This window comes from Nocardia sp. NPDC052316 (assembly GCF_044547795.1).
GTDB lineage: Bacteria > Actinomycetota > Actinomycetes > Mycobacteriales > Mycobacteriaceae > Nocardia.
Window position 1 is genome coordinate 241906 of sequence record NZ_JBIUBB010000008.1, and the last position, 25918, is coordinate 267823.

14 protein-coding genes are annotated in these 25918 nt (G+C 69.2%); 7 read left to right on the forward strand and 7 right to left on the reverse strand.

All coding sequences use genetic code 11. The features are described 5' to 3' along the window. Window positions 1-4 precede the first annotated feature (4 nt). The 7 genes from ACIHA7_RS35745 to ctaD form a co-directional block, all read right to left on the reverse strand. Window positions 5-775 (reverse strand): NUDIX hydrolase, encoded by a 771-nt coding sequence (locus tag ACIHA7_RS35745; protein WP_397295970.1) that lies wholly within the window; start codon window positions 773-775, stop codon window positions 5-7. A 110-nt stretch (window positions 776-885) separates the two neighbouring features. After that, window positions 886-1719: an ABC transporter ATP-binding protein gene (locus ACIHA7_RS35750; RefSeq protein WP_397295971.1), complete on the reverse strand. Its 834-nt coding sequence runs from the start codon at window positions 1717-1719 to the stop codon at window positions 886-888. Between the two features lie 62 nt (window positions 1720-1781). Continuing rightward, window positions 1782-1949: a hypothetical protein gene (locus ACIHA7_RS35755; RefSeq protein ID WP_397295861.1), complete on the reverse strand. Its 168-nt coding sequence runs from the start codon at window positions 1947-1949 to the stop codon at window positions 1782-1784. Window positions 1950-2181: 232 nt separating this feature from the next. Beyond that, window positions 2182-2988, reverse strand: a complete 807-nt coding sequence (locus tag ACIHA7_RS35760; RefSeq protein WP_397295862.1) for a peptidyl-tRNA hydrolase — start codon at window positions 2986-2988, stop codon at window positions 2182-2184. After that, window positions 2988-3434: a protease inhibitor I42 family protein gene (locus ACIHA7_RS35765; protein WP_397295864.1), complete on the reverse strand. Its 447-nt coding sequence runs from the start codon at window positions 3432-3434 to the stop codon at window positions 2988-2990. The genes ACIHA7_RS35760 and ACIHA7_RS35765 overlap by 1 nt, the downstream gene beginning before the upstream one ends. 91 nt (window positions 3435-3525) lie before the next feature. Beyond that, complete coding sequence (gene serB / locus ACIHA7_RS35770) at window positions 3526-4743, reverse strand: phosphoserine phosphatase SerB (protein WP_397295865.1); 1218 nt, start codon at window positions 4741-4743, stop codon at window positions 3526-3528. Window positions 4744-4873: 130 nt separating this feature from the next. Next, on the reverse strand, window positions 4874-6616 hold the full coding sequence (gene ctaD / locus ACIHA7_RS35775; protein WP_135232624.1) for a cytochrome c oxidase subunit I: 1743 nt from the start codon (window positions 6614-6616) through the stop codon (window positions 4874-4876). Window positions 6617-6865: 249 nt separating this feature from the next. Between ctaD and ACIHA7_RS35780 the strand changes: the two genes are divergently transcribed. The 7 genes from ACIHA7_RS35780 (at window position 6866) to ACIHA7_RS35810 (ending at window position 25870) form a co-directional block, all read left to right on the forward strand. Beyond that, a complete protein-coding gene (locus tag ACIHA7_RS35780; protein WP_397295866.1) occupies window positions 6866-7672 on the forward strand; it encodes a VOC family protein in 807 nt (268 codons plus the stop codon). Window positions 7673-7851: 179 nt separating this feature from the next. After that, complete coding sequence (locus ACIHA7_RS35785) at window positions 7852-8937, forward strand: ABC transporter substrate-binding protein (protein ID WP_397295867.1); 1086 nt, start codon at window positions 7852-7854, stop codon at window positions 8935-8937. 157 nt (window positions 8938-9094) lie between these two features. Continuing rightward, window positions 9095-9550 (forward strand): AMP-binding protein, encoded by a 456-nt coding sequence (locus ACIHA7_RS35790; protein ID WP_397295868.1) that lies wholly within the window; start codon window positions 9095-9097, stop codon window positions 9548-9550. A gap of 207 nt (window positions 9551-9757) precedes the next feature. Next, on the forward strand, window positions 9758-23242 hold the full coding sequence (locus ACIHA7_RS35795; protein ID WP_397295869.1) for an amino acid adenylation domain-containing protein: 13485 nt from the start codon (window positions 9758-9760) through the stop codon (window positions 23240-23242). Beyond that, a complete protein-coding gene (locus ACIHA7_RS35800; RefSeq protein ID WP_397295870.1) occupies window positions 23239-24237 on the forward strand; it encodes an ATP-binding cassette domain-containing protein in 999 nt (332 codons plus the stop codon). The genes ACIHA7_RS35795 and ACIHA7_RS35800 overlap by 4 nt, the downstream gene beginning before the upstream one ends. Next, window positions 24234-25052, forward strand: a complete 819-nt coding sequence (locus tag ACIHA7_RS35805) for an antibiotic transporter (protein WP_397295871.1) — start codon at window positions 24234-24236, stop codon at window positions 25050-25052. Before ACIHA7_RS35800 ends, ACIHA7_RS35805 begins: the two co-directional genes overlap by 4 nt. Next, window positions 25052-25870 carry an ABC transporter permease gene (locus ACIHA7_RS35810; RefSeq protein WP_397295873.1) on the forward strand — a complete coding sequence of 273 codons (819 nt, stop codon included), beginning with the start codon at window positions 25052-25054 and terminating at the stop codon, window positions 25868-25870. The genes ACIHA7_RS35805 and ACIHA7_RS35810 overlap by 1 nt, the downstream gene beginning before the upstream one ends. The last annotated feature ends 48 nt before the right edge of the window (window positions 25871-25918 follow it).

The window sequence follows — 25918 nt, forward strand, 5'->3', positions numbered from 1 at the left end:
CGACTCACTTGCGGACGGATCCCTTGAGCCTGCTCGCATCCGGGAGACCGGCGAAGTAGTGCTCATTGCCGGGGAAGGTCAGCCCGCGTCGCCCCTCGCCTTCGCGCAGCACGGGCATGATCGGCTCGATCACCACCTCGGCGGCGAGAATCTCTGCGGTGGAGCCGAACTCGGCGAGGGCGAACAACTGCGCCCAGGTGGGTGGCAGCAGGATGTCGGTGCCCGCCCGCCACCGGTCCAGCGCCTCGGCGGGCGTGCGCCAGTGCACCTCGGCGGCCTCGGAGGTGGCGCCGTCGGCCAGCTGCCCCTCGGGCAGTACCGCGACGAAGAACCTGGTGTCGTAGCGCCGCGACTCGACCACCGGGGTGATCCAATTCGCCCACGGCCGAAGCAGATCCGCGCGCAGCACCAACTTCTCCTGCGCGAGGAACTCGGCGAGCGAGAGCTCGCGCCGTTCCAGTTTGCCGCGCGACTCGCGGTAGCCGGCGGTGTCGCAGACCACGCTGTCGTCGGTCGGGCCGGCAAGCAGCACACCGCATTCCTCGAAGGTCTCGCGCACGGCGGCACAGACCAGCGCCTTGGCCCTCGGCTCGGTGGTGGCGAAACGCGCTGCCCACCAAGCGGGTTCGGGCCCGGCCCACTCGATGTCGGCGGTACCGTCCGAGGGGTCGACGCCGCCGCCGGGGAACACGGTCATCCCGGCCGCGAACGCCATCGCGCCGACCCTGCGCTGCAGGAAGATCTCCGGCCCTGCCGCGCCGTCGCGCACCAGCATCACCGTCGACGCGTCCTTGGGCGCCTGCGGCTGAGAGTCGGCCTGCGGGTTTGTCTCACTCACTCCTGCACACTAACCCGCGCACGGTGCGCGCCGGCACCGGCGGCGGGTCAGCGGGTGCGGTGCTTGCCCGCGCGCCGTGCGCGGCGGGCGAAGTAGCGGCCGTCCACCCGGTCGAGGGCGATCGACTGACGGAAGGCGTCGCTGAGGTTCTCCGAGGTCAGCACGTCGGTGAGCAGACCTTGCGCGACCACTTCGCCCTCGTTGAGCAGCAGGCCGTGGGTGAAGCCCGGCGGGATCTCCTCGACGTGGTGGGTGACCAGGACGATGGCGGGCGAGTCCGGGTCGGCGGCGAGATCGCCGAGCCGCTCCACGAGTTCCTCACGCCCGCCCAGGTCCAGTCCTGCGGCAGGTTCGTCGAGCAGCAGCAGCTCCGGATCGGTCATCAGCGCGCGGGCGATCATCACCCGTTTGCGCTCACCCTCCGAGAGCGTGCCGTAGGTGCGGTCCGAAAGATGTTCCGCGCCCAGGCTTTCCAGCATGTCCACGGCGCGGTCGGTGTCGATGTCGTCGTAGCGTTCGCGCCAGCGCCCGAGCACCGCGTAGCCCGCCGACACCACCAGATCGCTGACCTTCTCATCCCGCGGCACCCGGCCGGCCACCGCGGCGGAGGACAAGCCGATCCGCGGGCGCAGCTCGCTGATGTCGACCTTGCCGAGTACCTCGCCGAGCAGATGGGCAATGCCCGAGGTCGGGTGCAGCTCGGCGGCGGCCATTCGCAGCAGGGAGGTCTTGCCCGCGCCGTTGGGGCCGAGCACGACCCAGCGTTCGTCGAGCTCTACCTGCCAGGTAACGGGGCCAACGAGGGTGTGACCGGAGCGGCGAACGGTGACGTCGGTGAAATCGATGAGCAGATCGGGATCGGGTTGCGGCACGCGGTCCATCTTGGCCCACGCCACGGGCTGCTCGCCAACGCGGGCGGGGTGCGGGCAGCGTGTCGCCCGGGTCAGCGGCGGTAGTCGAGCAGGAAGTGGTCGGGTAGCCGCTGGTCGTCGCCCTGATCGGGCTGCGGATGCTCTTCGCCGTCGGACTTGTGTAGCAGCCGAGCCACGAGGAGGGCCAGTGGAACCGAGAGGAGCAACCACAGGACGAGAATCACCAGCAGCGTCGTCATAGCTGGTCCTTCCTTCGGTCGGCGAGGCCGCGATGCCTCGATACGACGAGCCTCCGCCTGGAGAGCTCAGCGCGGGTAGGGCACAACGTCCTCAGAGGAGTAGACCGAAGAGATACCCCGATCGGCCTCGCGCAACGCGCAATCCACGCAGGTGTTTTTCCGGTGTCCGGCGCTCGCGACCGATCTGCGCGCCCAGCGGCCTCGTGCCTCCGCGACGCACCAGGGCTCCCCCTCACCGAGATCGGGCGGGGACCGCGATCACCGTCATCGAGCCGGGCGCCACCTCGGTGAACCCGGCATCGCGCACAGCCACCGCCGTGCCACGCGCGACCTGATCGACCAACGTCGGCCACTGTCGTGCGTCGGCTTCCCGTACCGAGCAACGGAATTCGCGCTCGGCCCAGCGCAGCGCCTGCGCCGCGGTCAACGCCCCCGCGAGCAACATGCTGGCGTGCCCGACCTGCGCGGCCGCCTTGCCGACGGTCATGCCGAGCGCCGAATTCACCCACAGCACCGGCAGTTCCGGGTCGGCAGGGCCTGGGTCGTCGTGCTCGAGGTCGGTGCCGCCGATCTGCAACCGCTTGATCCGCGGATCCACCGCACCGACCGGCCCGGGGACCAGCGCCCTGGCCTGCGCGCCCTCGACCTCGACCGTGACGCCGTCCACCTCGTTGGCCGCCAGCCACTGCGCACCGCGCGCACGCCGGCTCACCTTGCGGATACGTGAGCGCTTCCAGGCCAGGTAACGCTGCGCCCACTCGCCGCCGGGACCGACCCGCTCGTCCAGGCACAGCGCCACCGACGCGGTCGCGGCCGCGGCAAGCACGGCACTGCGCGGCGGCGGGTCCACCTTGGGCAGGTGCAGCACGATCTGCATGGCCTGCACCATGGCCGGATCGTCGGGATCGCCCGCGCCGCCGTAACCCTGCGCGAGTTCCGCGTGCCGGGCGCGGAAGCCTTCCTCGTCGAACTCGGCAGGCTCGCTCGGGTCTGCCACGGCGTCCCGGACTCCGGCACCACACTCCGGGATGCTCGACATCACTCCACCTTGATCGTCAACGAATACGTTTGTGCGGGTTCGACACCCTGCTCCCACGGTCGCAGGTAGTGCATCGAGAGCTTGGTGCTGCCCGGCGCCTTACCGGCGAAGGTCCACACCGAACTGCCACCGGCGCCGGGGGCGACCGGCACGTTCGGGTCCGTCTCGAACCCCGGATCCCCTTGCACCTGAACCAGATTCGCATCCAGCTCGGAGATCTGCCACAGGTAGCCGGTGGACGGATTCGCGGGCAGCGTCACCACCAGGTGCTGTCCGACGGCGAGCCTGCGCTCCTGACCGTTGTCGGCCTCGGTGGCCGTCACCACGGCGGGTCCGTGCGCCGACGTCGGCGCGGCCGAGGAGGTCGCATCCCCGTCGGACGAATCGTTGGTGCCGCAGCCAACGACCGACAAGCCGAGCAGCAGCACAAGCAGAGATTTCCGCAACGCACCCTCCGATTCACCCGACGATCCTGGTCGGCGCCAGCCTACCGACGGCGACCACGCGATCGGGCCTACGACACCGGGTACGCCGTGGTCAGCTCAGCGGCACCCGGCGCAGCAATCCGTCACGGGCGTCGGCGGCCTCCACCTCGTGCCGGGTAACGCCGAGGACGTAGAGCACCGCGTCCAGGAACGGATGCGACAGTGCCGCGTCGGCGATCTCGCGCAGCGCGGGTTTGGCGTTGAACGCCACCCCGAGCCCCGCCGCGTTGAGCATGTCGATGTCGTTGGCGCCGTCGCCGACCGCGACCGTCTGCTCCATCGGCACGCCCGCCTCGGCGGCAAACTTGCGCAGCGCGGTGGCCTTGGCCGCGCGGTCGACGATCTCGCCGACAACCCGTCCGGTGAGCTTGCCGCCCTTGATCTCCAGCGTGTTGGCCTGCACGAAGTCCAGCTCGAGTTCGTGGGCCAGCGGCTCGATCACCTGACGGAACCCGCCCGACACCACGCCGCAGCGGAAACCGAGCCGACGCAGGGTGCGGATGGTCGTCCGCGCGCCGGGGGTCAGCTCGATCCGGTCGGCCACCTCCTCGATCACCGACTCGTCCAGACCCGCGAGCGTCGCGACCCGCTGCCGCAGCGATTCGGCGAAGTCGATCTCGCCGCGCATGGCGGCCTCGGTGACCTTGCGGACCTCGTCCTCTACCCCGGCGTGCGCGGCGAGCATCTCGATCACCTCACCCTGGATGAGCGTCGAGTCGACGTCGAACACGATGAGGCGCTTGGCCCGGCGGGCCAGTCCGGCCCACTCAACCGCGACGTCGACCTGCTCGGCGACCGCGATCTCGGCCAGTGCCGTGCGCAGCCGCGCGTCGGTGTCGGCGCCGGTGTCGGCCGCGGTGACCAGCAGCTCCATCCCGGTGACCGGGTAGTCCGCGATGCCGCGGATGGAGTCGATATTGGCGCCGAGGGCGGCCAGCCGCCGGGAGAGCGTGCTGAACGCGTGCGCGGTGACCGGCGCGCCGAGGACGACCACCGCGTGGGTGGACATCGGCTGCCTGCCGATCGCCGCGTCGACCTCGACGTCGACGTGCATGCCGACGGTGGTCATCGCCTCTTCGAGTTCGTCCTGCAGCGACTCCGGGTCACCCGGGCAGGTGACCAGCACGCCGAGGGTCAGCCGACCGCGGATGACGACCTGCTCGACGTCGAGCAGGCTCACCTGGTGCCGGGACATCGCCGCGAGCAGTACGGACGTCACACCGGGACGGTCGGGCCCGGTGACGGTGACGAGAACGGTTGTGTCGGCCAACTGTTTGTACTCCAGATTCGAAGTTGCCGTAGCTGTTGCTGGACCTCGTTGTCACGCGCTCCGGTACTGCACAAACGAGTGTGCACCCGCTGGTCACCAGCAGGTGCACACTCGTCGTCGTTACTGATTCCTACTTCGTTGCCACTGCGCCTTCGTGCACTTCGGTGGCGTGCTTACCCGAACCCCAGCCGACGTGCGCCTCGGCGCGCATCCGGTCGATCATGTGCGGGTAGTGCAGCTCGAAGGCCGGACGCTCGGACCGGATCCGCGGCAGCTCGTAGAAGTTGTGCCGCGGCGGCGGGCAGGTGGTGGCCCATTCGAGCGAGTTGCCGTAGCCCCACGGGTCGTCCACGGTGACGACCTCGCCGTACCGGAAGCTCTTGAAGACGTTCCAGACGAAGGGCAGCATCGAGGCGCCGAGGATGAACGCGCCGATGGTGGAGATGGTGTTCAGCACGGTGAAGCCGTCGCTGGGCAGGTAGTCGGCGTAGCGGCGCGGCATACCCTCGGCGCCGAGCCAGTGCTGCACCAGGAAGGTGGTGTGGAAGCCGACGAAGGTGGCCCAGAAGTGCCACTTGCCCAGGCGCTCGTCCATCATCCGGCCGGTGATCTTCGGGAACCAGAAGTAGATGCCGGCGAAGGTGGCGAACACGATGGTGCCGAAGAGCACGTAGTGGAAGTGCGCGACCACGAAGTACGAGTCGGTGACGTGGAAGTCCAGCGGCGGGCTGGCCAGGATGACACCGGACAGACCACCGAAGAGGAAGGTGACCAGGAAGCCGATCGACCACAGCATCGGTGTCTCGAACGTCAACTGACCGCGCCACATGGTGCCGATCCAGTTGAAGAACTTCACGCCGGTCGGGACGGCGATCAGGAAGGTCATGAACGAGAAGTACGGCAGCAGCACCGCACCGGTGGCGTACATGTGGTGCGCCCACACCGCGATCGAGAGCGCGGCGATACCGAGCGTCGCGTAGACCAGCGTGGTGTAGCCGAAGATCGGCTTACGCGAGAACACCGGGAAGATCTCGGACACGATGCCGAAGAACGGCAGCGCGATGATGTACACCTCGGGGTGGCCGAAGAACCAGAACAGGTGCTGGTAGAGCAGGATGCCGCCGGTCGCCGGGTCGTAGATGTGGCCACCGAGGTGACGGTCGAAGGCGAGTCCGAACAGCGCGGCGGTGAGCAGCGGGAAGGCAAGCAGGACAAGCACGCTGGTGACGGCGATGTTCCAGGTGAAGATCGGCAACCGGAACATGGTCATGCCTGGCGCGCGCAGGCAGACGACCGTGGTGAGCATGTTGACGCCACCGAGGATGGTGCCGAGACCGGAGACGGCCAGGCCCAGGATCCACAGGTCGGCGCCGACGCCGGGCGAGTGCAGGATGTCGGTGAGCGGGGTGTAGGCGGTCCAGCCGAAGTCCGCGGCACCACCCGGGGTGATGAAGCCCGCGGTCGCCATCGTGCCGCCGAACAGGTACAGCCAGTAGCTGAACGCGTTCAGTCGGGGGAAGGCGACGTCGGGGGCGCCGATCTGCAGCGGCAGCACGATGTTGGCGAAGCCGAACACGATGGCCGTCGCGTAGAACAGCAGCATGATCGTGCCGTGCATGGTGAACAGCTGGTTGAACTGCTCGGGCGAGAGGAACTGCAGGCCGGGGCGCGCCAGCTCGGCCCGCATCAACAGCGCCATCAGACCACCGATGAGGAAGAAGCTCATCGCGGTCACCAGGTACATGGTGCCCAGGACCTTCGGGTCGGTGGTGGTGACCATCTTGTAGAGATACGAACCCTTCGGCCCGGTCCGCGCCGGATACGGCCGAGTCGCTTCCAACTGCTGGACTGGCTGGGGCTCTACCGCAGTCACTGATCCTCCTGAAGGTGCCTTTAGGTCGCTCCGCAGGCTCCGCTGCTTGCATCCATCCCCATGTCGGAACAGACGACAGTTCGCTTGCGCTTCTGGAATCGTAAACCGTGCTGCCGCAGCAATCCGCACGGGTCCTACTCTGTGTCGTATTTCGTTGGTCGGGGTGGACCCGACCGCAGCGATGAGTTTCGTGCGCGGCAGCCGTCTGTATCGGTGATCAGTCTTCCATCCTCCTCCAGGAGACCAGCTATGACCGACCAGAACCAGCCCAAGCCCGGCGATCCCTGCTGGGTCGATCTCTACTCCTCCGATCTCGACCGCAGCATCACCTTCTACAGCGAACTGTTCGGCTGGACCGCCGAGCGGGCCGGCGCGGAGTTCGGCGGCTACGTCACCTTCCGCAAGGACGGCCTTGCCGTCGCGGGCGCGATGGGACGGATGGACGGCGACGTCGACAGCCCGGAGCAGTGGACGATCTACCTCGCCAGCCCCGACGCCGCGGCCACCGTGGAAAAGGCGGTCGCGCAAGGCGCTTCCGTGGCCGTGGCGCCGATGCCGGTCGGCGAGGTCGGCAGTATGGCGGTCATCGGCGACGTGGGCGGCGCGAGCGTCGGCATCTGGCAGCCGGGCACCTCCGCCGGTTTCGAGACCAGGGCCCTGGTCAACGACGGGCGGTGGCGCGACCACGCAGGCGCGCCCTCCTGGTTCGAACTGCACACCCGCGCCTATGACGCCTCGCTCGACTTCTACCGCACCGTGTTCGACTGGCAGGACCCCTTCACCATCTCCGACGCACCGGAGTTCCGGTACACCACGATCCACTCGGCGAGCCCGATGCTCGGCGGGGTCATGGACGCTTCCGCGTTCCTGCCCGAGGGTGTGCCCGCGAGCTGGACGGTGTATTTCGGCGCCGACGATGTGGACAAGGCGGCCTCGCGCGTCGTCGAGCTCGGCGGCACGGTGCTGTCCGCACCGCAGGACACCCCGTACGGCCGGATGGCCTCGGTCGCCGATGCCACCGGCGCGCGCTTCAGCATCGGCGGGGACAGCGCCTGAGGCGACCTCGCTCGCAGACGGCCCCGAGGACGGCTTCCAGCACTTCTCACCGTCGGCTGCACGGAATCCTTTGCCATACCGAGGGTTCCGTGCGGCCGACGGCGGCCTCCTCACGACCGACCCGCAGGCACGGTGGGCACTTCCCGCCGAGCTCCCGGCACGCATGTACCCTCACCCGCATGCCGCTGAGCGCCTACGTTCGCACCGGAAACCGCACAGCCTCTCCCGCCCGCGTGGCACGGCGCCGGATCGTCGCCGTCGCCGCGTTATGCGCGACGGTCGTCGCGGCGGGTTGCAGCAGCACGCCCGACGACGCGAGCAGCATCGTGCGCACCACCACGAACATCGCCGGCGCCGGCGTGGTCGGGCTCGAACGCGACACCAGCAAGGCCTGTGCCCTGCCGAGCGCACCGGATCCGGCCGGCGGCAGCACCCGCACCGTCACGCACGCTGCGGGCGTCTCGGAGGTGCCCGCCGACCCGCAGCGCATCGTCGTGCTCACCACCTCGGCACTGGACGCGGTGTGCGCGGTCGGTCTGTGGGAACGCGTCGTCGGCGCGGTCACCCTGGACGGCCCGAGCCCGCAGCCCGCCTATCTCGGCACCGGCGTGCTGAAGATCCCGGGCGTCGGCTCGGCGGCGCAGCCCGATCCGAAGCTCATCGCCGACCTGCACCCGGACCTCATCCTCGGCGACATCCCCACCGCCACCGCGAGTTTCGACACGCTGCGAGCCATCGCGCCCACCGTGCTGGTCGGCGCGAACAACAGCTGGCAGGCCGAGTTCACCGCGCTCGCAGCGGGTTTGGGCCGACGCGCGGCCGCGGACACCGCGCTCGACGACTACCGCACCCAGGCAACCACTGTCGGCAACGACATCGCCGCCAATCAAACTCAGGCCTCGCTCATCCGATTCACCGCCGATACCAACGAAGTTCAGGGCAACAACAGCTTCGCGGGTCAGGTCATCGGCGATGCGGGTGTGCAGCGGCCCACCGCACAGCGCGGCCCCTCCTTCGACGTCACCCCGGACCAGTTCGCCACCAAGGTAGAGGGCGACCTGATCTACGTGCTGCTGGCCGGTGAACCGGGCAAGAAGCGCGGCGAGACGGTCATGCGCACCGAGGAGTGGAAAGACCTCGGCGCCGCGACCGACAAGCGCGTCTTCGCCGTCGAGGACACCGTCTGGCACGGCAACGGCCTCACCGCCGCCCGCGCGCTGCTCGCCGATCTGAGCGGCACGCTCAACGGTTTCGTCACCGACTGAACCCGTCCAGCTCCGCAGTACCCCCTGGGGTGAAATTTTCCCCACCCTGGGAGGTACCCCGACCAGCGCTTGGGTTGCTGTCGAAGTCTCGCCTCGTAGCCGAGATTTAGAGGTACGCAAGAGAACCTCTTCACCGAGACTTCGAGGAACCAACACCATGCATACGCTGACCGAATCGCTCGACAACATCCGCCTGCTGCCGCTCGCGCGGCCCGTCGCCGAGGTCGATCCGAACGCGGTTGTGGTGTCCACCGACGACTGCGCGCTCACCTACGCCGAACTGGACAGCTGGTCGAACCGGCTGGCTCGGCTGCTGCTCGGGATCGGCGCCGCGGCCAACACCCGGATCGCGATCGCGATCACCGATGAGATCGAGTCCGTGGTCGCCGAACGGGCCATCGTCAAGATCAGCGCCACCCCTGCCCCGCGCACCGACGACGGCTCGTTCGCGCTGGGTACCGCCCTCGGTGTGACCACCAAGTCGCAGCGCGGCGAGCTCACCGACGCCATCTCCTGGCTGGTGCTCGACGACCGCTCGACCTTGCAGCGCTACCTCGCGGGCTCCGACGCACCGCTCACCGCGACCGAGTTCCACCTGCCGCAATCGGCCTGATTTCCCCGAGCGCGTCCCGGACGATGTCCGTTCGGGACGCGCCTGTCGGCATGTTCGAACCTCATGTCGGCAAACGCCATCGGTGCACACGTCATCGGTTCAGAATGAATCTTGTCGCGAGCTGTGCGGCAAGTACTACCACTACCACGGTGGCTCAGCGGCGGTCACTCCGCGGCAGCTGCGGGCGGTAAAAACGTAGGACTATTCATGCAACAGCCTCTCCCCTCGCCCACCGAATCCGGCAGCGCTCTGCCCATGGACGCCTTCGAGCTGTCCGCGGCGCAACGCGGTATCTGGTTCGCCCAGCACATCGCCGGCGACACGCCGATCTCCATCGCCCAGTACGTCGAGTTGAGCGGGCCGATCGACCGTGACCTGCTCGCCGACGCGGCGCGGCAGGCGGGCCGCGAGTTCGGCACCGGGTACCTGCGGCTCGTCGAGGTCGACGGCCATCCGTACCAGTTCGTGGACACCACCCTCGACGACACCCTGGACACCCTGGATCTGCGCGGCGAGCGCGATCCGGTAGCCGCCGCGCACGCGTGGATGCGGGCCGAATACGAGGCACCGCTCGACCTGACCCGCGACCGGCTGGTGCGCGTGGCGATGCTGCGGCTCGCCAACGACCGCTGGTACTGGTACTCCCGGATCCATCACATCGTGCTGGACGGTATGGGCGCGCTGACCATGGTGCAGCGCACCGGGGAGCTCTACAACGCCGCGGTCGAGGGCAAGGAGCCGCCCGCGGCGAAGGCCGAGGATCTGCGCAGGATCGTCGAGGCCGACGCGGCGTACCGCAGCTCGGATCGGTTCGGCGCCGACCGCGAGTACTGGCTGGAACATCTGCGCGGCATGGCCGATCCGGTGAGCCTCGCCGGTCGCACCGCCGGTGTCGACGCACACCCGAGTCGCGTCGCCGGCGCGCTGCCCGGGGAGACCGCCGCGCTGCTCGACGACGTCGCGAAGGCGGCCTCCTCCGGTGTCGCGCCGACGGTGGTCGCCGCGTTCGGGGCGTACCTCGCCGCGATGACCGGTGCGCCCGAAGTTGTGCTGAGCCTGCCTGTTTCGGCGCGGACCACCGCGGTGCTGCGCCGCTCCGGCGGCATGATCGCCAATGTCGTTCCGCTGCGGCTGACCATGGCGCCGACCACCACGGTCGGTGACGTCATTCGAGCGGCCCAGGGTGAGCTGACCGGGGCGCTGCGGCGGCAGCGCTACCGCCAGGAGGACATCTTCCGGGATCTGGGCTGGCCGATGGACGAGACCGCGTCGTTCGGGCCGTCGGTGAATTTGATGATGGTGGACACCAGGATTCAGCTCGGCGCGGTCACCGGTCGCCTGCACGTGCTGACCTCCGGGTTGATCGATGATCTGTTCGTCAATGTGTATCCGGGCGTGGGCGGCGAGAGCACGCACATCGATTTCCAGGCCAACGCGAACCTGTACAGCGACGCGGAATTGGCGGCGCACCATCGTCGGTTCCTGCTGTTCCTGCACGCATTCCTCGCTGCGGGAACGGAAGCCGCGCTCTCGACGGTGCCGGTGGTGTCCGAGCAGGAGCGGGCCGACCTGGTGCCCGCCCGTGGGGCCGCAGGCGTCGCACCGCGCACCCTGCCGGAGATCCTCGCGGCAGGCGCGGTCCTCGACCCCGATGCGGTGGCGATCCGGGCCGGGGGCACCACGCTGACCTACCGTCAGGTCGACGAGCGGACGAACCAGCTGGCCAGGGTGCTCATCGCGCACGGCGCCGGGCCGGAACGGGCCGTGGCGATCTCGATCCCCCGCTCGGCCGAGTCGGTGCTGGCGACGATCGCGGTGGCCAAGACCGGCGCGGCGTTCGTGCCGATCGATCCGACCTACCCCGCCGACCGGATCGAGCACATGATCGGCGACAGCGGTGTTGTCGCCGGAGTGACCGTCGCGGCCGCCCGGAAGTCGTTGCCGGAGCGAGTGTCCTGGCTGATCCTCGATGACGAGGCGACCACGCGCAGCGTGCACGAGCAGGACCCGACCGCCGTCACCGCCGCCGTGCACCTCGACCAGGTCGCCTACATCATCTACACCTCGGGGTCGACCGGGTTGCCCAAGGGCGTCCTGGTTTCGCATCGCGGACTGGCCAACCTCGCCGCCGGTTCCGGGGCAGGCTTCGGCGTGACGTCGGATTCCGTGGTGGCGCATGCGGTCTCGCCGAGCTTCGACATCTCGGTCGAGGAGATCCTGGTGACCTTGGCCTGCGGCGCCACCCTGGCCGTGGTGCCGCCCGCCGCGTACGCGGGCGAGGAGCTGGCCGAGGTACTGCGCGCCCATCGCGTCACCCATCTCAATGTCACGCCGACGGTCGTGGGATCGCTCGATCCGGCGACCCTGCCCCAGTTGGGCACCGTGATCGTCGGCGGCGATGCCTGCCCGCCCGAGCTGGTGGCCAAGTGGGCTGGTCGCACCCTGTTGAACGGGTACGGCCCCACCGAAACCACGGTGACCGCGACGTTGAGCGAGGGGCTCGCCCCTGGCGCCCCGGTCACCATCGGCACTCTGGTGCCCGGTGTCGAGGCCGTGGTGCTCGACCCGTGGTTGCGGCCGGTCCCGGTCGGCACCGTCGGTGAGCTGTATCTGGCCGGTGCCGGACTGGCGCGCGGCTACCACCGGCGCAATGGGCTCACCGCGGAGCGGTTCGTGGCGAACCCCTATGCCGCCGGGGCGCGCATGTACCGCACCGGCGACCTGGTGCGCTGGACCGATCGCGGCGAGCTGGAGTACCAGGGGCGCAGTGACTTCCAGGTGAAGGTTCGCGGCTTCCGCATCGAGCTCGGGGAGATCGACGCCGCGCTGCAGCGGCATCCGGACGTCGACTTCGCGATCACGGTCGGGGCCGAGACGGGTTCCGGTGCCACCGCGCTGGTCTCCTACGTACTGCCGAAGCCCGGGGTGGAAGTACATCCCGAGGCACTGAAAGCAGCTGCCGGACAGACACTTCCGTCCTACATGGTGCCTGCGGTAGTCATGGTGCTGGACAGCATCCCGCTCACACCGCTCGGCAAGGTGGACCGCAAAGCCTTGCCGACACCGGATTTCGGAGCGCGGACGATCGTCAGCCGCGCGCCGTCCACGCCACGGGAAGAGGCGTTGGCCGCGCTGTTCGCCGAGGTGCTCGGGCTGGAATCGGTCGGCGTCGACGAGAGCTTCTTCGCGCTCGGCGGGGACAGCATCGTGTCCATCCAGCTGGTGTCGCGGGCCAAAGCCGCGGGGATCGGGCTCAGCGCGCGGGATGTGTTCGAGCGCAAGACCGTTGCCGCGCTGGCCGCCGTCGCCACCGAGGTGACGGCGCAGGTGGTGCACGAGCTGCCCGGCGGCGCGGTCGGCGCGGTCGCGCTCACGCCGATCGTGCACGCCATGCTGGACCAGGGCGACAGCTGGCGCCGATTCGGTCAGGCGGTGCTCGTCGGATTGCCCGCCGAATTCGAGCGGGCTCGCCTCGTCACGGCGGTGCAGGCGCTGCTCGATCAGCACGATCTTCTGCGTTCGTCGCTGCGGTACACCGACGGCAACTGGGAATGGGTGGTGGCCGAGCGTGGTTCGGTGGCCGCCGAAGCCTTGGTGGATGTCGTCGCGGCCGGCCCGGACATCGAGGAAACCTGCGAGCGCGAATTGCAGCGCGCCGCCGATCTGCTCGATCCCGCCGCGGGAGTCGTCGCCCGCTTCGTGTTGATCCAGCACGCCGCCGCCGAGCCGGTGCTCTGGCTGGTGCTGCACCACCTGGTGACCGATGGCGTCTCCTGGCGCATCCTGCTGCCCGATCTCGCCACCGCCGCGCTGGGTGGCACCCTCGCTCCGGTCGGTACCTCGTTCCGGCGCTGGGCCCACGGTCAGGTGGCGCAGGCGGTCGAACGGGCCGCCGAATTGCCGCTCTGGCAACGCATCCTGGCAACCCCCGATCCGGCGCTCGGTTCGGACACCCTGGACCCGGCCGTCGATGTCGTCGCGACCATGGCGCACCGGCAGACCATCGTCACGCCCGATCTCGCGCACACCGTGCTCAGCACCGCACCCGATCGATTCCATTGCAGCGCAGACGATGTGCTGCTCGCCGCGCTCGCCATGGCGATCGGGCGCTGGCGCGAGCGGACCACGACGCTGTGCACCGTCGAGGGACACGGGCGGACCGAGGCGATCCTGCCCGGCGCCGATGTCGCGCGCACGGTGGGCTGGTTCACCAGTGTGTATCCGGTGGCCGTCGACTTGACCGGGATCGATCTCGCCGACGCGTTCGCCGGTGGCGCCGCGGCGGGGACCGCCATCAAAACCACCAAGGAACAGCTGCGGGCGGTGCCGGACAAGGGTGTCGGCTTCGGCATGCTGCGCTACCTCACCGCCGACACCGCCGCAGTCCTCGCCGAAGGACCCACGCCGCAGCTCAGTTTCAACTACCTGGGCCGGGCGACCACCGGCGCCGACACCGGGCCGTGGCTGCCGCAACGCTTCGCGGCCACCCAGGACGATCGGGCGCCGTTGGCCGCCGTGATCGATATCAACGCGGTACTCACCGACTCCGGCTTGGAGGTGACCTGGGCATACGCATCTAGGCTGCTCGACGCTGCCGAGGTCGACCGGCTCGCCGAACTCTGGGCCGAGGCGCTGCGGGCGCTCGCCGCGCATGCCGAGTCCGCCGGCGCGGGCGGGCGCACACCGTCGGACTTCGAGCTCGTCTCGGTGACGCAGCCGCAGATCGACGCCTGGGAGCGCGACTACCCGAATCTCACCGACGTGTGGCCGCTCTCGCCGCTGCAATACGGCCTGCTGTTCCACGCGCTCTACGACTCCGACACCGCCGACGGCTACACGGTGCAGTCGCTGCTCACCCTCGCGGGCACCGTCGACGCCGCCCGGTTGCGCACCGCCGCGCAGGCATTGGTGGCCCGACACGAGAACCTGCGGGTCGCCTATGTGGAAACCGACGACGGTCCACGCCAACTCGTCCTCGCCGACGCCGAAATACAGTGGCAGGAGGTAGATCTGGCCGACATCGACGATGCCGAGCTGCGGCAGCGCGAACTCGACCGGGTGATCGCGCTGGACGCCCGCACCCGCTTCGAGCTGACCCGGCCACCGCTGGTGCGCTTCACCCTGATCCGCACCGCCGCCGACGCCTACCGGTTCGTGCTCACCAATCACCATCTGGTGCTGGATGGTTGGTCGACGCCGCTGCTGGTGCGCGAGCTGCTCGCGCTGTACGTCACCTCGGGTGACGCCTCGGCGCTGCCGCCCGCACACTCCTATCGCGAGTTCCTGTCCTGGCTGGACGAGCGGGACGACGCCGCATCGATTGCCGCCTGGCGGGAATCGCTGGCCGGCATCGATACCCCCACCCGGGCGGTGCCGACCTTGGCCGGCATCGAATCGACCGAGACCGGCATGTTGTCCACGGAGCTGTCCGCCGACACCGTCGCCCGCCTGGAGGCGGCCGCTCGCGAATCCGGCGCCACGGTCAACACCCTCGTGCAGGCGAGCTGGGCGATGCTGCTCGCCATGCGCACCGGCCGCACCGATGTGGTGTTCGGCGGCACGGTCTCCGGGCGGCCGCCGGAGCTGGCCGGTGTCGAAGAGATGGTCGGCCTGTTCATCAATACCTTGCCGGTGCGGGTGCGCCTGGATCCGGCGGAGCAGGTGGCCGATCTGCTCGCCCGCCTGCAAGCCGAGCAGGCGCGGCTGATGGATCACCAGCATGTCGGGCTGGCCGCCATTCATCAGGCCGTCGGTCTCGCCGAATTGTTCGACACCCTCACCGTTTTCGAGTCCTACCCGATCGATCGGGAGGCGCTCTCGCAGGCGCTGGACATCGCGGGCATGCGGGTGCTCGACGTCGAAGGCACCGATGCGACGCCGTACCCGTTGAACCTCATGGTCATTCCGCTACGCGGTGCGGACGGTCACGACACCTTGCGCGTCAGCCTGAAATTCATGGCCGATCAACTCGACCCCGCGGACGCACGACCACTGCTGGATCGATTCGTCCGACTGCTCACCCAGCTCGCCGACAATCCGCGCGCCCTGGTCTCGCAGGTGCAGTACTGCGACGACGCCGAGCGTGCCGCGCTGCTGCCGGTGCGCGGCCCGCAGTCGCTGCCCGTGCGCACGCTGCCCGACATCCTGGCCGCCGGTGCGGCCATCGACGCCGACGCCATCGCGGTCAGCGCTGGCGAACTCACCATGTCCTACGGCGAGCTCGATGCCTGGTCTAACCGGTTCGCGCGGCTGCTGCTGAGCCGTGGCGTCGGGCGGGAGGTGTTCGTCGTGCTCGCCCTCACCCGCTCGCTGGAGTCGGTGGTGGCGGTGTGGGCGCTGGCCAAGTCGGGCGCGGCGTTCGCGCCGCTGGACCCGCACTATCCGGTCGAGCGGATCGAGCACATGCTCACCGACTCGAAGGCGCCCATCGGCGTGACGGTCACCGCGACCGGCGAGACGCTGCCGGGCAGCATCGACTGGCTGCTGCTCGACGACCTCAACACCATCCGCCGGGTGATGACGGTGTCCGCCGATCCCATCACCGACGAGGAGCGCGGTGGCCCGATCGACGTCGATCAGACCGCCTACCTGATCTACACCTCCGGGTCTACCGGCAAGCCGAAGGCCGTGCTGCTCAGTCATCGAGGCATCGCGAATCTGGTTGCCACCCAGCGTGACTCGCTGGCACTGGACCCGACGGCGAGTGCGTTGCAGGTGGCCTCGCCCAGCTTCGACGCCTCGGTGTTCGAACTGTTGACCGCGCACGGCTCGGGCGGCAGGTTGGTGGTGTCCCCGCCGGATGTCTACGGCGGCACCGAACTCGAACGACTGCTGCGTACCGAGCGGGTCACCCACGCGGTGATCACGCCGTCCGCGCTGGCCACCATGGACCCGACCGATCTTGACCACCTGCGAGTGCTCTCCGTCGCCGGTGAGGCGGCCACGCCCGAGCTGATCGAACGCTGGTCCGTCGGGCGCCGGATGGTGAACCTGTACGGTCCGACGGAGTTCAGCATCTGGGCCACCGGGCCTGCGGAACTCGTTGCGGGCGAACCGATCACCATCGGCGGTCCGATCCGCGGCGCGGCGAACATGGTGCTCGACACCTGGCTACGGCCGGTGCCCGTCGGGGTCGCGGGCGAGCTCTACTTGGCCGGGCCCGCCCTTGCCCGCGGCTACTTCAACCGGTTCGAGATGACCGCGAGTCGCTTCGTCGCCGATCCGTTCGGCGAGCCTGGCGAGCGGATGTACCGCACCGGCGACATGGTGCGCTGGGTAGTCGGTCGCGACGGCGGCTACGAGCTGGAGTACTTGGGGCGCAGCGACTTCCAGGTCAAGATTCGCGGCCTGCGCATCGAGCTCGGCGAGATCGACGCGGTGCTCTCGCGCGACGAGCAGGTCGAGTACGCGGTGACGATCGGGCGGACCGGGCCTGCGGGCGCGACCGTGCTGGTGTCGTATGTGCTGCCCGCCGAGGGTGTCGAACTGGATACCGAGCGACTGCGCGTCCAGGTGGCCGCCGAACTGCCCGGCTACATGGTGCCCGGCTACCTCGTCGTGCTGCATTCGATTCCGTTGACGCCGGTCGGCAAGCTGGACCGCAAAGCCCTGCCCGTGCCGGACTTCTCGGACACCAACCGGCCCTACCTCGCGCCGCGCACACCCGTGGAGCAGGCGGTGGCCGAGGTATTCGGTGACGTGCTCGGCCGCGAGCGGATCAGCGTCGACCAATCCTTCTTCGAGCTCGGCGGCAATTCGCTCAGCGCGACCAAGGTTGTCGCCCGGGTCAATTCGGCGCTGGGCTCGACGATCGCGCTGCGCGATCTGTTCGACGCCCCCACCGTCGCACAGCTGTCCGGACGAGTGGTCCCGGCGACCGATGGCAAGCCGGGCCGATTCGCGCTCGCGCCGCGGATCCGGCCGGACCGCATCCCGCTGTCCCCGGCGCAGCAGCGGATGTGGGTGCTCAACCGGCTCGATCCGACCTCGTCGGCGTACAACATCGCGGTCGCGCTGCGCCTGACCGGCGAGCTCGACGTGGACGCCATGCGATCGGCCCTCGCCGACGTCGTCGACCGGCACGAGAGCGTCCGCACGATCTACCCGGCAGACTCCGACGGCCCCCGCCAGGTGGTGATGAGCACCGAGACGGCCGCGCCCACAATGACATTGATCGATAGCGAGGACGGTGCCCCGCTGCGCGCTCGAATCAACGCGTTGGCGGGCAACGGATTCGACATCGCCAAGGAGCCGCCGCTGCGTGTCGGGTTATTCCGCATCGTCCCGGCGGACGCAGCGAATCCCGGCCTGGCCTCGGCAGGCACGTTCGCGGGTTCCGCACCGGTGGCGTCGAGTCCATCCGCAGGCGGCACCACTCCGGTCACGTCCGGTCCCTCGGCAGACGCCTCACGGGTGACGTCCAGCCCGTCGGCGGGCGGCTCACCCGTCACCTCCAGTCCGTCGGCAGGCGTTCCACCCGTGACGTCCAGCCCATCGGCAGGCGTTCCACCCGTGACGTCCAGCCCATCGGCGGGCACCCCACCCGTATCGTCCGGCCACTCGATGGCGACGGCACCGGTGGTGGCCCTCGCCCCCGACACAAATACTCCTGCCGTGCACATCGTCGTCCTGGTGGTGCATCACATCAGCGCGGATGGCGCGTCCATGGCGCCGCTGGCGGCCGATCTGGTTGCCGCATATTCGGAGCGGGCCAGTGGTGCGGAGACGGCCAGGGTCCCGCTGGGCGTGCAGTACGCCGATTTCGCGCTGTGGCATCGCGAGTTGCTCGGTAGTGAGTCGGACCCGGGCTCGATGGCGGCGCAGCAGCTGCGGTTCTGGGACGACACGCTCACCGGCGCGCCGGATGTCCTGGAGTTGCCCAGCGATCGACCGCGACCTGCCGTGCAGACCATGCGCAGTGCCGACGTCGAATTCACCATCGATGCCGAATTGCACCGTGCCCTGGTCGAATTCGCGGCGGCGCACCATGTCAGCCTGTTCATGGTCGTGCACGCGGCGCTCGCGGTGCTGCTGGCTCGGCTCGGCGGCACCGACGATGTGGTGATCGGCACGCCGGTCGCCGGGCGCGGTGAGCAAGCGCTGGACGAGCTGGTCGGGATGTTCGTCAATACCCTGGCGCTGCGCACACCGGTCGACCCGGGCGCAGGCTTCGGCGACTTCCTGACCGCGGTGCGCGCCGTGGATCTGGATGCGTTCGCGAATGCCGACGTGCCGTTCGAACGCCTTGTGCAGGTGTTGAATCCGACCCGGTCGACGGCGCACCATCCCCTGTTCCAGGTGTCGCTGACGTTGCAGAACTTCGTCGAGCCGGCGCTGGAGCTGCCGGGACTGCGCTTCGAGGTGGAGGACTTCGACCGGCGCACTTCACAATTCGATCTGACCCTCGACCTGCGCGAGCGTTTCGACGAGACGGGCCCGGCCGGATTGTCCGGTGTGCTGACCTACGCGACGGACCTGTTCGATGAGGCAACGGTGGCGGCCTTCGCCACTCGGTGGCGGCGCGTACTCGCGACGGTGCTGGCCGAGCCCGGCACGCGGCTCGCCGATATCGACATCCTCGACGACACCGAACGAACCACCCTGGTGCCGGTGCGTGGCCCCGAGAGTGCCGGGACGGCAACACTTCCCGAGCTGCTCGCGACGACCATCGACCGGTACCCGGATCGACCCGCTGTGGTCGCTGCAGGCCACACCACGACCTATCGGGAACTCGACGCACACACCAATCGACTGGCCCGCCTGCTGTTGGAAGCCGGCGTCGGACCGGAATCCGTGGTGGCCCTCGGCCTTCCGCGCTCGGCCGAACTGCTGACCGGCATGTGTGCGGCGGCGAAGGTCGGCGCCGCCTTCCTGCCGGTCGACCCGAAGCATCCGGTGGAGCGCATCGACCACATGCTCACCGATTCTCAGGCCCGGGTCGGTCTCACGGTGGCCGCCTACCGGCCGCTGCTGCCGGACAGCACGCACTGGCTGGTGCTGGACGACGTCGACCTGGTCGGACGCTGGTGCCTGGCGAGCGCGAGTCCGCTGAACGACGGCGATGTGCCGAACCCGATCCGGCCGGACAACCCGGCGTGGATGATCTACACCTCCGGTTCGACGGGGACACCGAAGGGCGTCTCGGTGGCACACCGTGGCATCGCCGACCTTCTTGTCGCGCAACGCGAGTCGCTCGGACTCGACGAGCACTCCCGGGTATTGCAGGTGGCTTCACCGAGTTTCGACGCGTCGGTGTTCGAGGCGCTCATGGCGTTCGGCTCCGGCGGCGCCTCGGTGGTCGCGCCGCCCGAGGTGTTCGGTGGTAGCGCGCTCGCCGAACTGATCGCGGCAGAGCAGGTCACCCACCTGGTGATCACACCGTCGGCGCTGGCCACGCTCGATCCCGGCGAGGTATCGAGTGTGCGGGTGCTCGCGGTGGCGGGCGAGGCGGTCGGCGCCGAGCTCGTCGAGCGTTGGGCCGCCGACCGCACCATGGTCAACCTGTACGGTCCGACCGAGTTCACCATCTGGGCAACGGGTTCCGCGCCGCTGACGGTCGGCGAGCCGGTGTCCATCGGCACGCCGGTGCGCGGGGCCGCCGCCCTCGTCCTCGACGACCGGCTGCGCCCGGTGCCGGTCGGCGTCGCGGGTGAGCTGTACCTGGCCGGGCCCGCCCTGGCCCGCGGTTACCACGCTCGGCCCGGTTTGACGGCGGGCCGCTTCATCGCCGATCCGTTCGGCGCGGCGGGTGCGCGGTTGTATCGCACCGGCGACCTGGTGCGTTGGACCCGAACCAGCGCTGGCCTGACCCTGGAGTACCTCGGCCGCACCGACTTCCAGGTCAAGGTGCGTGGCCAGCGCGTCGAACTCGGCGAGATCGACGCCGTGTTGGGCCGGGTCGACGGTGTCGACTTCGCGGTGACGCTCGGTGTTCCCGGCCCGACCGGGGCGACCGCGCTGGCCGCCTATCTGGTGCGTAGGCCGGGCGCCGAGCTCGATCTCGCGCAGGTCCGCGCCGTCGCCGCCGACACGCTGCCCGCCTACATGGTGCCGTCCGCCTTCGTTGTGCTGGACGCCATCCCGTTGACCGCGGTCGGCAAGCTGGACCGAAAGGCGCTGCCCGCACCGGAGTTCACGGCCGAACGCACCGAGTACCGCGCGCCGTCCACCCCGACCGAGCAGACCCTGGCCGGGATCTTCGCCGAGCTGCTCGGACTCGACGAGGTCGGCGCCGACGACTCGTTCTTCGCACTCGGCGGCGACAGCATCCTCGCCATCCAACTGGTCTCGCGGGCAAAGCAATACGGCGTGCACTGCACACCGCTGCAGGTGTTCGAGCACCGGACCGTAGCCGCACTGGCCGCCGCGGCCGACGCCGCGGGCGCGGTTATCACGCTTGATGAGCTGCCCGGTGGTGGCGTCGGCGAGGTGCCGTTGACGCCGATCGTGCACTACATGCTCGAACGCGGCGGCGACTACCGCCGCTTCGCGCAGACGGCGGTGCTGGAGCTGCCGGTCGGCATCGATCGATCCCAGGTGGTCGCCACGCTGGCGGCGGTGGTCGACCGGCACGACATGCTGCGCGCCCGGCTCTCGCCGGACGAGAACGGCTCTCCGTGCCTGCGAGTCGGCGAAGTCGGGTCGGTCGAGGTGGACGCGCTCGTGCACCGCATCGAGTTCGACGCCGCCGCCGACCCGGTCGAGCTGCGCGAATACGCGGTAACCGAGCTGGATGCCGCGATGAACCGGCTCGATCCGGCGAACGGCGTTGTGCTCCAGTTCATCTGGCTCGATCCGGTGGGCGACGGCGGGACCCGCACGCGGGCTGGGCGTTTGATCGTGGTGGCACACCACCTCGTCATCGACGGTGTCTCCTGGCGCATCCTGGTGCCGGACCTGGTCGCCGCGTGGGCGCAGGTGTCGGTCGGCAATACCCCGGTCCTCGCCGAGACCGGCACCTCGATGCGGCGGTGGGCGCATGCCCTCATCGACGAGGCGCACACGGACAAACGGATTTCGGAGCTCGGCTACTGGCAGGACGTCATCACCGGGTTCGATCCGCTGATCGGGGCTCGTCCGCTGGACCCCACCATCGACCAGGCGCACACGTTGCGCATGCTCGACCGCGAGGTCTCCCCGGAGATCACCAACGCGCTGCTCACCACGCTGCCCGGCTTGTTCCAGGGTGGCGTCGACGACGCGCTGCTCGCCACCTTGGCGATTGCGCTGGTGCGCTGGCGGTCTCGGGTCGCCGGAACCGCCGAGGCACTGCTGCGGCTCGAAGGGCACGGCAGGCAGGAGGAAGTGATCCCCGGCGCCGATCTGTCCCGCACGATCGGCTGGTTCACCAGCATCTACCCCGTCCGGCTGAACCTCGACGGCATCGACCTCGACGACGCGCTCGCGGGTGGACCGGCGATGGGCACGGCCATCCGCGCCGTGCAGCATCAGCTGCGCGCGGTGCCGGACAAGGGCATAGGCTTCGGACTGCTGCGCTACCTGAATCGGGCGACGGCCGAACAACTTCCGGTCGGGCTGCCCGGACAGGTCAGCTTCAACTATCTCGGCCGGTACTCGACCGGTGACATCCCCGCCGGGCTCGAAGGACTCGGCTGGCTGCCTACCGACGAGTTCGGCGATCTGCACGCCACCGAACACCGCACTGTGCCACTGCAATCGGCGATCGACGTGAACGCCGTGGTGATCGGTGACCGATTGCAGGCGAGCTTCGGGTTCCCGGCAGAGCTGCTGTCCCAGGGGGAGGTCACCGAATTGGCCGACCTGTGGGTCGACACGCTCCGTGCCGCAACCGCATTCGCGCAGTCTCCCGCCGCGCGCGCGGCGGCGGACGAGACCGCCGCCATCGCCGCGCACGCCGCGGCACAGACAGCCACGGCGGCACCCACCGGACTCGGTCTGGATGTGCTGCTGCCGATCCGCCCCGACGGCACCGAACCCGCGCTGTTCTGCGTCCACCCGTCCTCCGGAATGTCCTGGACCTACCTGGGATTGGCGGACGCGCTGCGGCCGGGCAGGCCGATCTACGGCCTGCAGGCGCCCGATCTCGGCGGCCACGAACCCCCGGCCCGCTCGATCGAGGAGTTCGCCGACCGCTACGTGCGCGAGATCCGCGCCGTCCAACCGAGCGGCCCGTACCACCTGCTCGGCTGGTCGTTCGGCGGACTCATCGCGCACGCCGTCGCCAGCAAGCTGCAGCAGGCGGGCGATACCGTCGGCGTCGTCGCGCTACTGGACGCCGACACCGCCGATATCGACGGCGACAGCATCGAACGGCTCAGCGCGGGCGCGTTCGTCAACTCCTTCGGCGCGGTCTTCGGCATCGACGACGTCCCCGCCGAAGCCACGGCGCAGCAGGCCGCCGACCTGATTCGGGAACGGCTCGGCGGTGTCTCGCTCATCGACGCGGACACCATCGAGCGGATGGCCGCGTCCTACAACGCGTCGGCGCGAACCCGCACCGGCTACCGGCGACCGGTATTCGACGGCGACATCGTGTATTTCAGCGCGACCGTCGATACCTCCGACATCTTCGGTCCGGACGGCTGGCGGCCCTACGTGACCGGTGAGATCAGCAACCACGACGTCGAGGTCACCCACGACGAACTGACCGCACCGCACGTGCTGCCGCTCATCGCGCGCGTGCTCGACGAACATCTGGGAGGCCGAGAATGAATTCCGCACAAGGAGTCATCGTCGAAGGAGTCGAGAAGTCCTTCGGCGCCGTCAAGGCGCTGCGTGGCGTCGATTTCGTCGCCGAGCCGGGCGAGGTACTCGGCATCCTCGGCCCGAACGGCGCCGGGAAGACGACCATGGTGAACGTCCTGTCGACGCTCATCACCCCGGATCGAGGACGCGCGGTGGTCGCCGGGCACGACGTGGTCGCCGACCCGGCGGCGGTGCGCCGATCGATCATGCTGACCGGGCAGTACGCCGCGCTCGACGACATGCTCAGCGGTTACGAGAATCTGGTGATGTTCGGCAGGCTGATGGGTTTGCGCAAGCGCGCCGCCCGGGCCAGGGCGGACGAGCTGCTCGCCGAGTTCGATCTGGTCGGCGCGGCCGGCCGCCGGGTCGGCACGTACTCCGGCGGCATGCGGCGGCGCATCGACATCGCGTGCGGCCTCGTCGTCCGCCCGGATGTGGTGTTCCTGGACGAGCCGACCACCGGGCTGGATCCGCGTAGCAGGCAAGGGGTGTGGGATCTGGTGACCAGCTTCAAGAAGGAAGGCATCACCACGCTGCTCACCACGCAGTACCTGGAGGAAGCCGACGCGCTCAGCGACCGGATCATCGTGATCGACCACGGTGTGGTGATCGCGCAGGGCACCGCGGACGAGCTGAAGTCCAGGACCGGCGGCAGCTACTGCGAGGTGGTGCCGCTGGATCTGAAGGATCTGCCGGTCATCGCCGATGCGCTCGGTTCGCTGCTGCCGGACGATATTCGGGCCGCGATGACGCCCGACTCGGATCGGATCGCGATCCCGGCGCCGGACGGCGCCAAGACCCTCGCCGAAGCGTTGCGCCGCTTGGACGGCGCGGACGTCGAACTGGTCGACATCGCGCTGCGCAGGCCGTCGCTCGATGATGTGTTCCTCCAGCTGACCGGCCACCTGGCCTCCACGGATGGTGCCGACACGAAAGCCGTTGATGTGGAGCGGGTCTCGTGACCGCGGGCACCTGGCTGACGCAGACCAGGGCCACGCCGGTACGGGCACAGCAGTGGTGGGTGCTGACGACGCGACTGATCGTGCCGTCGGTGAAGACCGGTGAGGTGCTCGCCTCGATCCTGGCGCCCGCGGCCTTCACGGCCAGCTTCTACATTCCGCTGAAGACCGTGATGACCTTCGCGAGCACCGGATTCAGCAGCTACGCCCAGTTCATGATGCCCATCGTGGTGCTGCAGGCCGCCGCGTTCACTGCCATCTCCGCTGCATTCCGAGCGGCCACCGACTCGGTCGCTGGGCTCAATCGGCGCTTCGGGTCCATGCCGGTCGGGCCGCTCGTTCCCGTGGCCGCGCGGATGTCCGGCAATCTGTTCCGGCTGGCGATCGCGCTGGTCACCGCGGTTATCTGCGGTCACGCGATCGGCTTCCGGTTCCGTCTCGACGCCGTGCACACCATCGGCTTCCTGCTGTTCGCGATGCTCGTCGGGCTCGCACTGATGCTGGGTGCCGATGTGATCGGCACGGTGTCCCGGAGTCCGGAGGCGACGACCCAGGCCTTGGTGTTGCCGCCGTTGATCTTCGGCATGCTGTCGACGGGTCTGGCGCCGGCCCATCAGTTTCCGGCCTGGGTGCAGCCTTTCGTGCGCAATCAGCCGGTCTCCCAATTCGCTATCGGATTGCGCGCGTTGGCCGGTGACACGGTGGGCAACGCCGGCCAGGTGAGCTGGTCGCTGATGGGGCCGCCGCTGGCGTGGGCGATCGGCATTCTCGCCCTGTGTATTCCGCTGACCGTCCGACTGAGTTCGAGGAGGGCGTGATGGCGCTGCCGACTCACCACACCGCAGCTACCCGCACCGGTTCGGAGGTGTCGGCCGCATCCTTGGTGCGGCACACCATGATTCAGACTCAGCGATTGCTGCTGCGCTGGACGCGCAATCCGATCACGCTGCTGGAGACGCTGATCATCCCGTGCCTGCTGCTGATCATGCTGGAGACCGTCATCGGCGGCCAGATCCGTAAGTTCACCGGGGAGAGCGCCCTGTTCGGTTCGGTACCGATGGTCACCCTCGTCGGCGCACTGTCCGGCGCGGTGGCCGGTGGCGTGCTGCTCGGCCGCGAGCGGGACGCCGGTCTGCTCGCTCGGTTCTGGGTGCTGCCGGTACACCGCGCATCCGGCCTCGTCTCCCGCATCCTCGCCGAGGGGTGCCGCATCTTCGCGGGCACGCTCGCCATCGTTCTCGTCGGCTACCTGCTCGGCTTCCGCTTCCACCAGGGCATCCTCGCGACCCTCGTATTCCTGTTCATCCCAGTGCTTTTCGGGCTCGCCTTCGCCACGGTCGTCACCGCCGTCGCCGTCTTCACCGTCAAAGCCACGCTGGTGGAGGCCATCACGATCCTCACCTCACTGATGATGTTCTTCAGCACCGGCTTCGTCCCCCTCGCCGCCTACCCCCAGTGGATCCAACCGGTAGTCCGCAACCAGCCCATGTCCGTCGCCGTGGACGCGATGAAGGCCCTCGCCCTCGAAGGCCCCCTCGCCCGCCCCCTCACCCTCACCCTGCTCTGGTCCCTCGGCGCGATCCTGCTCTTCGCCATCCCCGCCACCATCGGCTACCGACGCGCGAGTAGGCGCTGACCCACTCGGTGCGCCGCGAATCGGCCCCGGCACGTCGAAAGGGTGCCG

What these genes read in the sequence shown, in the direction of transcription:
- ACIHA7_RS35755 (WP_397295861.1), bottom strand. Translation starts at nt 1,949, where the DNA reads ATGACGACGCTGCTGGTGATTCTCGTCCTGTGGTTGCTCCTCTCGGTT.
- ACIHA7_RS35780 (WP_397295866.1), top strand. Translation starts at nt 6,866, where the DNA reads ATGACCGACCAGAACCAGCCCAAGCCCGGCGATCCCTGCTGGGTCGAT.
- ACIHA7_RS35790 (WP_397295868.1), top strand. Translation starts at nt 9,095, where the DNA reads ATGCATACGCTGACCGAATCGCTCGACAACATCCGCCTGCTGCCGCTC.
- ACIHA7_RS35795 (WP_397295869.1), top strand. Translation starts at nt 9,758, where the DNA reads ATGCAACAGCCTCTCCCCTCGCCCACCGAATCCGGCAGCGCTCTGCCC.
- ACIHA7_RS35760 (WP_397295862.1), bottom strand. Translation starts at nt 2,988, where the DNA reads ATGTCGAGCATCCCGGAGTGTGGTGCCGGAGTCCGGGACGCCGTGGCA.
- ACIHA7_RS35750 (WP_397295971.1), bottom strand. Translation starts at nt 1,719, where the DNA reads ATGGACCGCGTGCCGCAACCCGATCCCGATCTGCTCATCGATTTCACC.
- ACIHA7_RS35785 (WP_397295867.1), top strand. Translation starts at nt 7,852, where the DNA reads ATGCCGCTGAGCGCCTACGTTCGCACCGGAAACCGCACAGCCTCTCCC.
- ACIHA7_RS35745 (WP_397295970.1), bottom strand. Translation starts at nt 775, where the DNA reads ATGCTGGTGCGCGACGGCGCGGCAGGGCCGGAGATCTTCCTGCAGCGC.
- ACIHA7_RS35800 (WP_397295870.1), top strand. Translation starts at nt 23,239, where the DNA reads ATGAATTCCGCACAAGGAGTCATCGTCGAAGGAGTCGAGAAGTCCTTC.
- ACIHA7_RS35810 (WP_397295873.1), top strand. Translation starts at nt 25,052, where the DNA reads ATGGCGCTGCCGACTCACCACACCGCAGCTACCCGCACCGGTTCGGAG.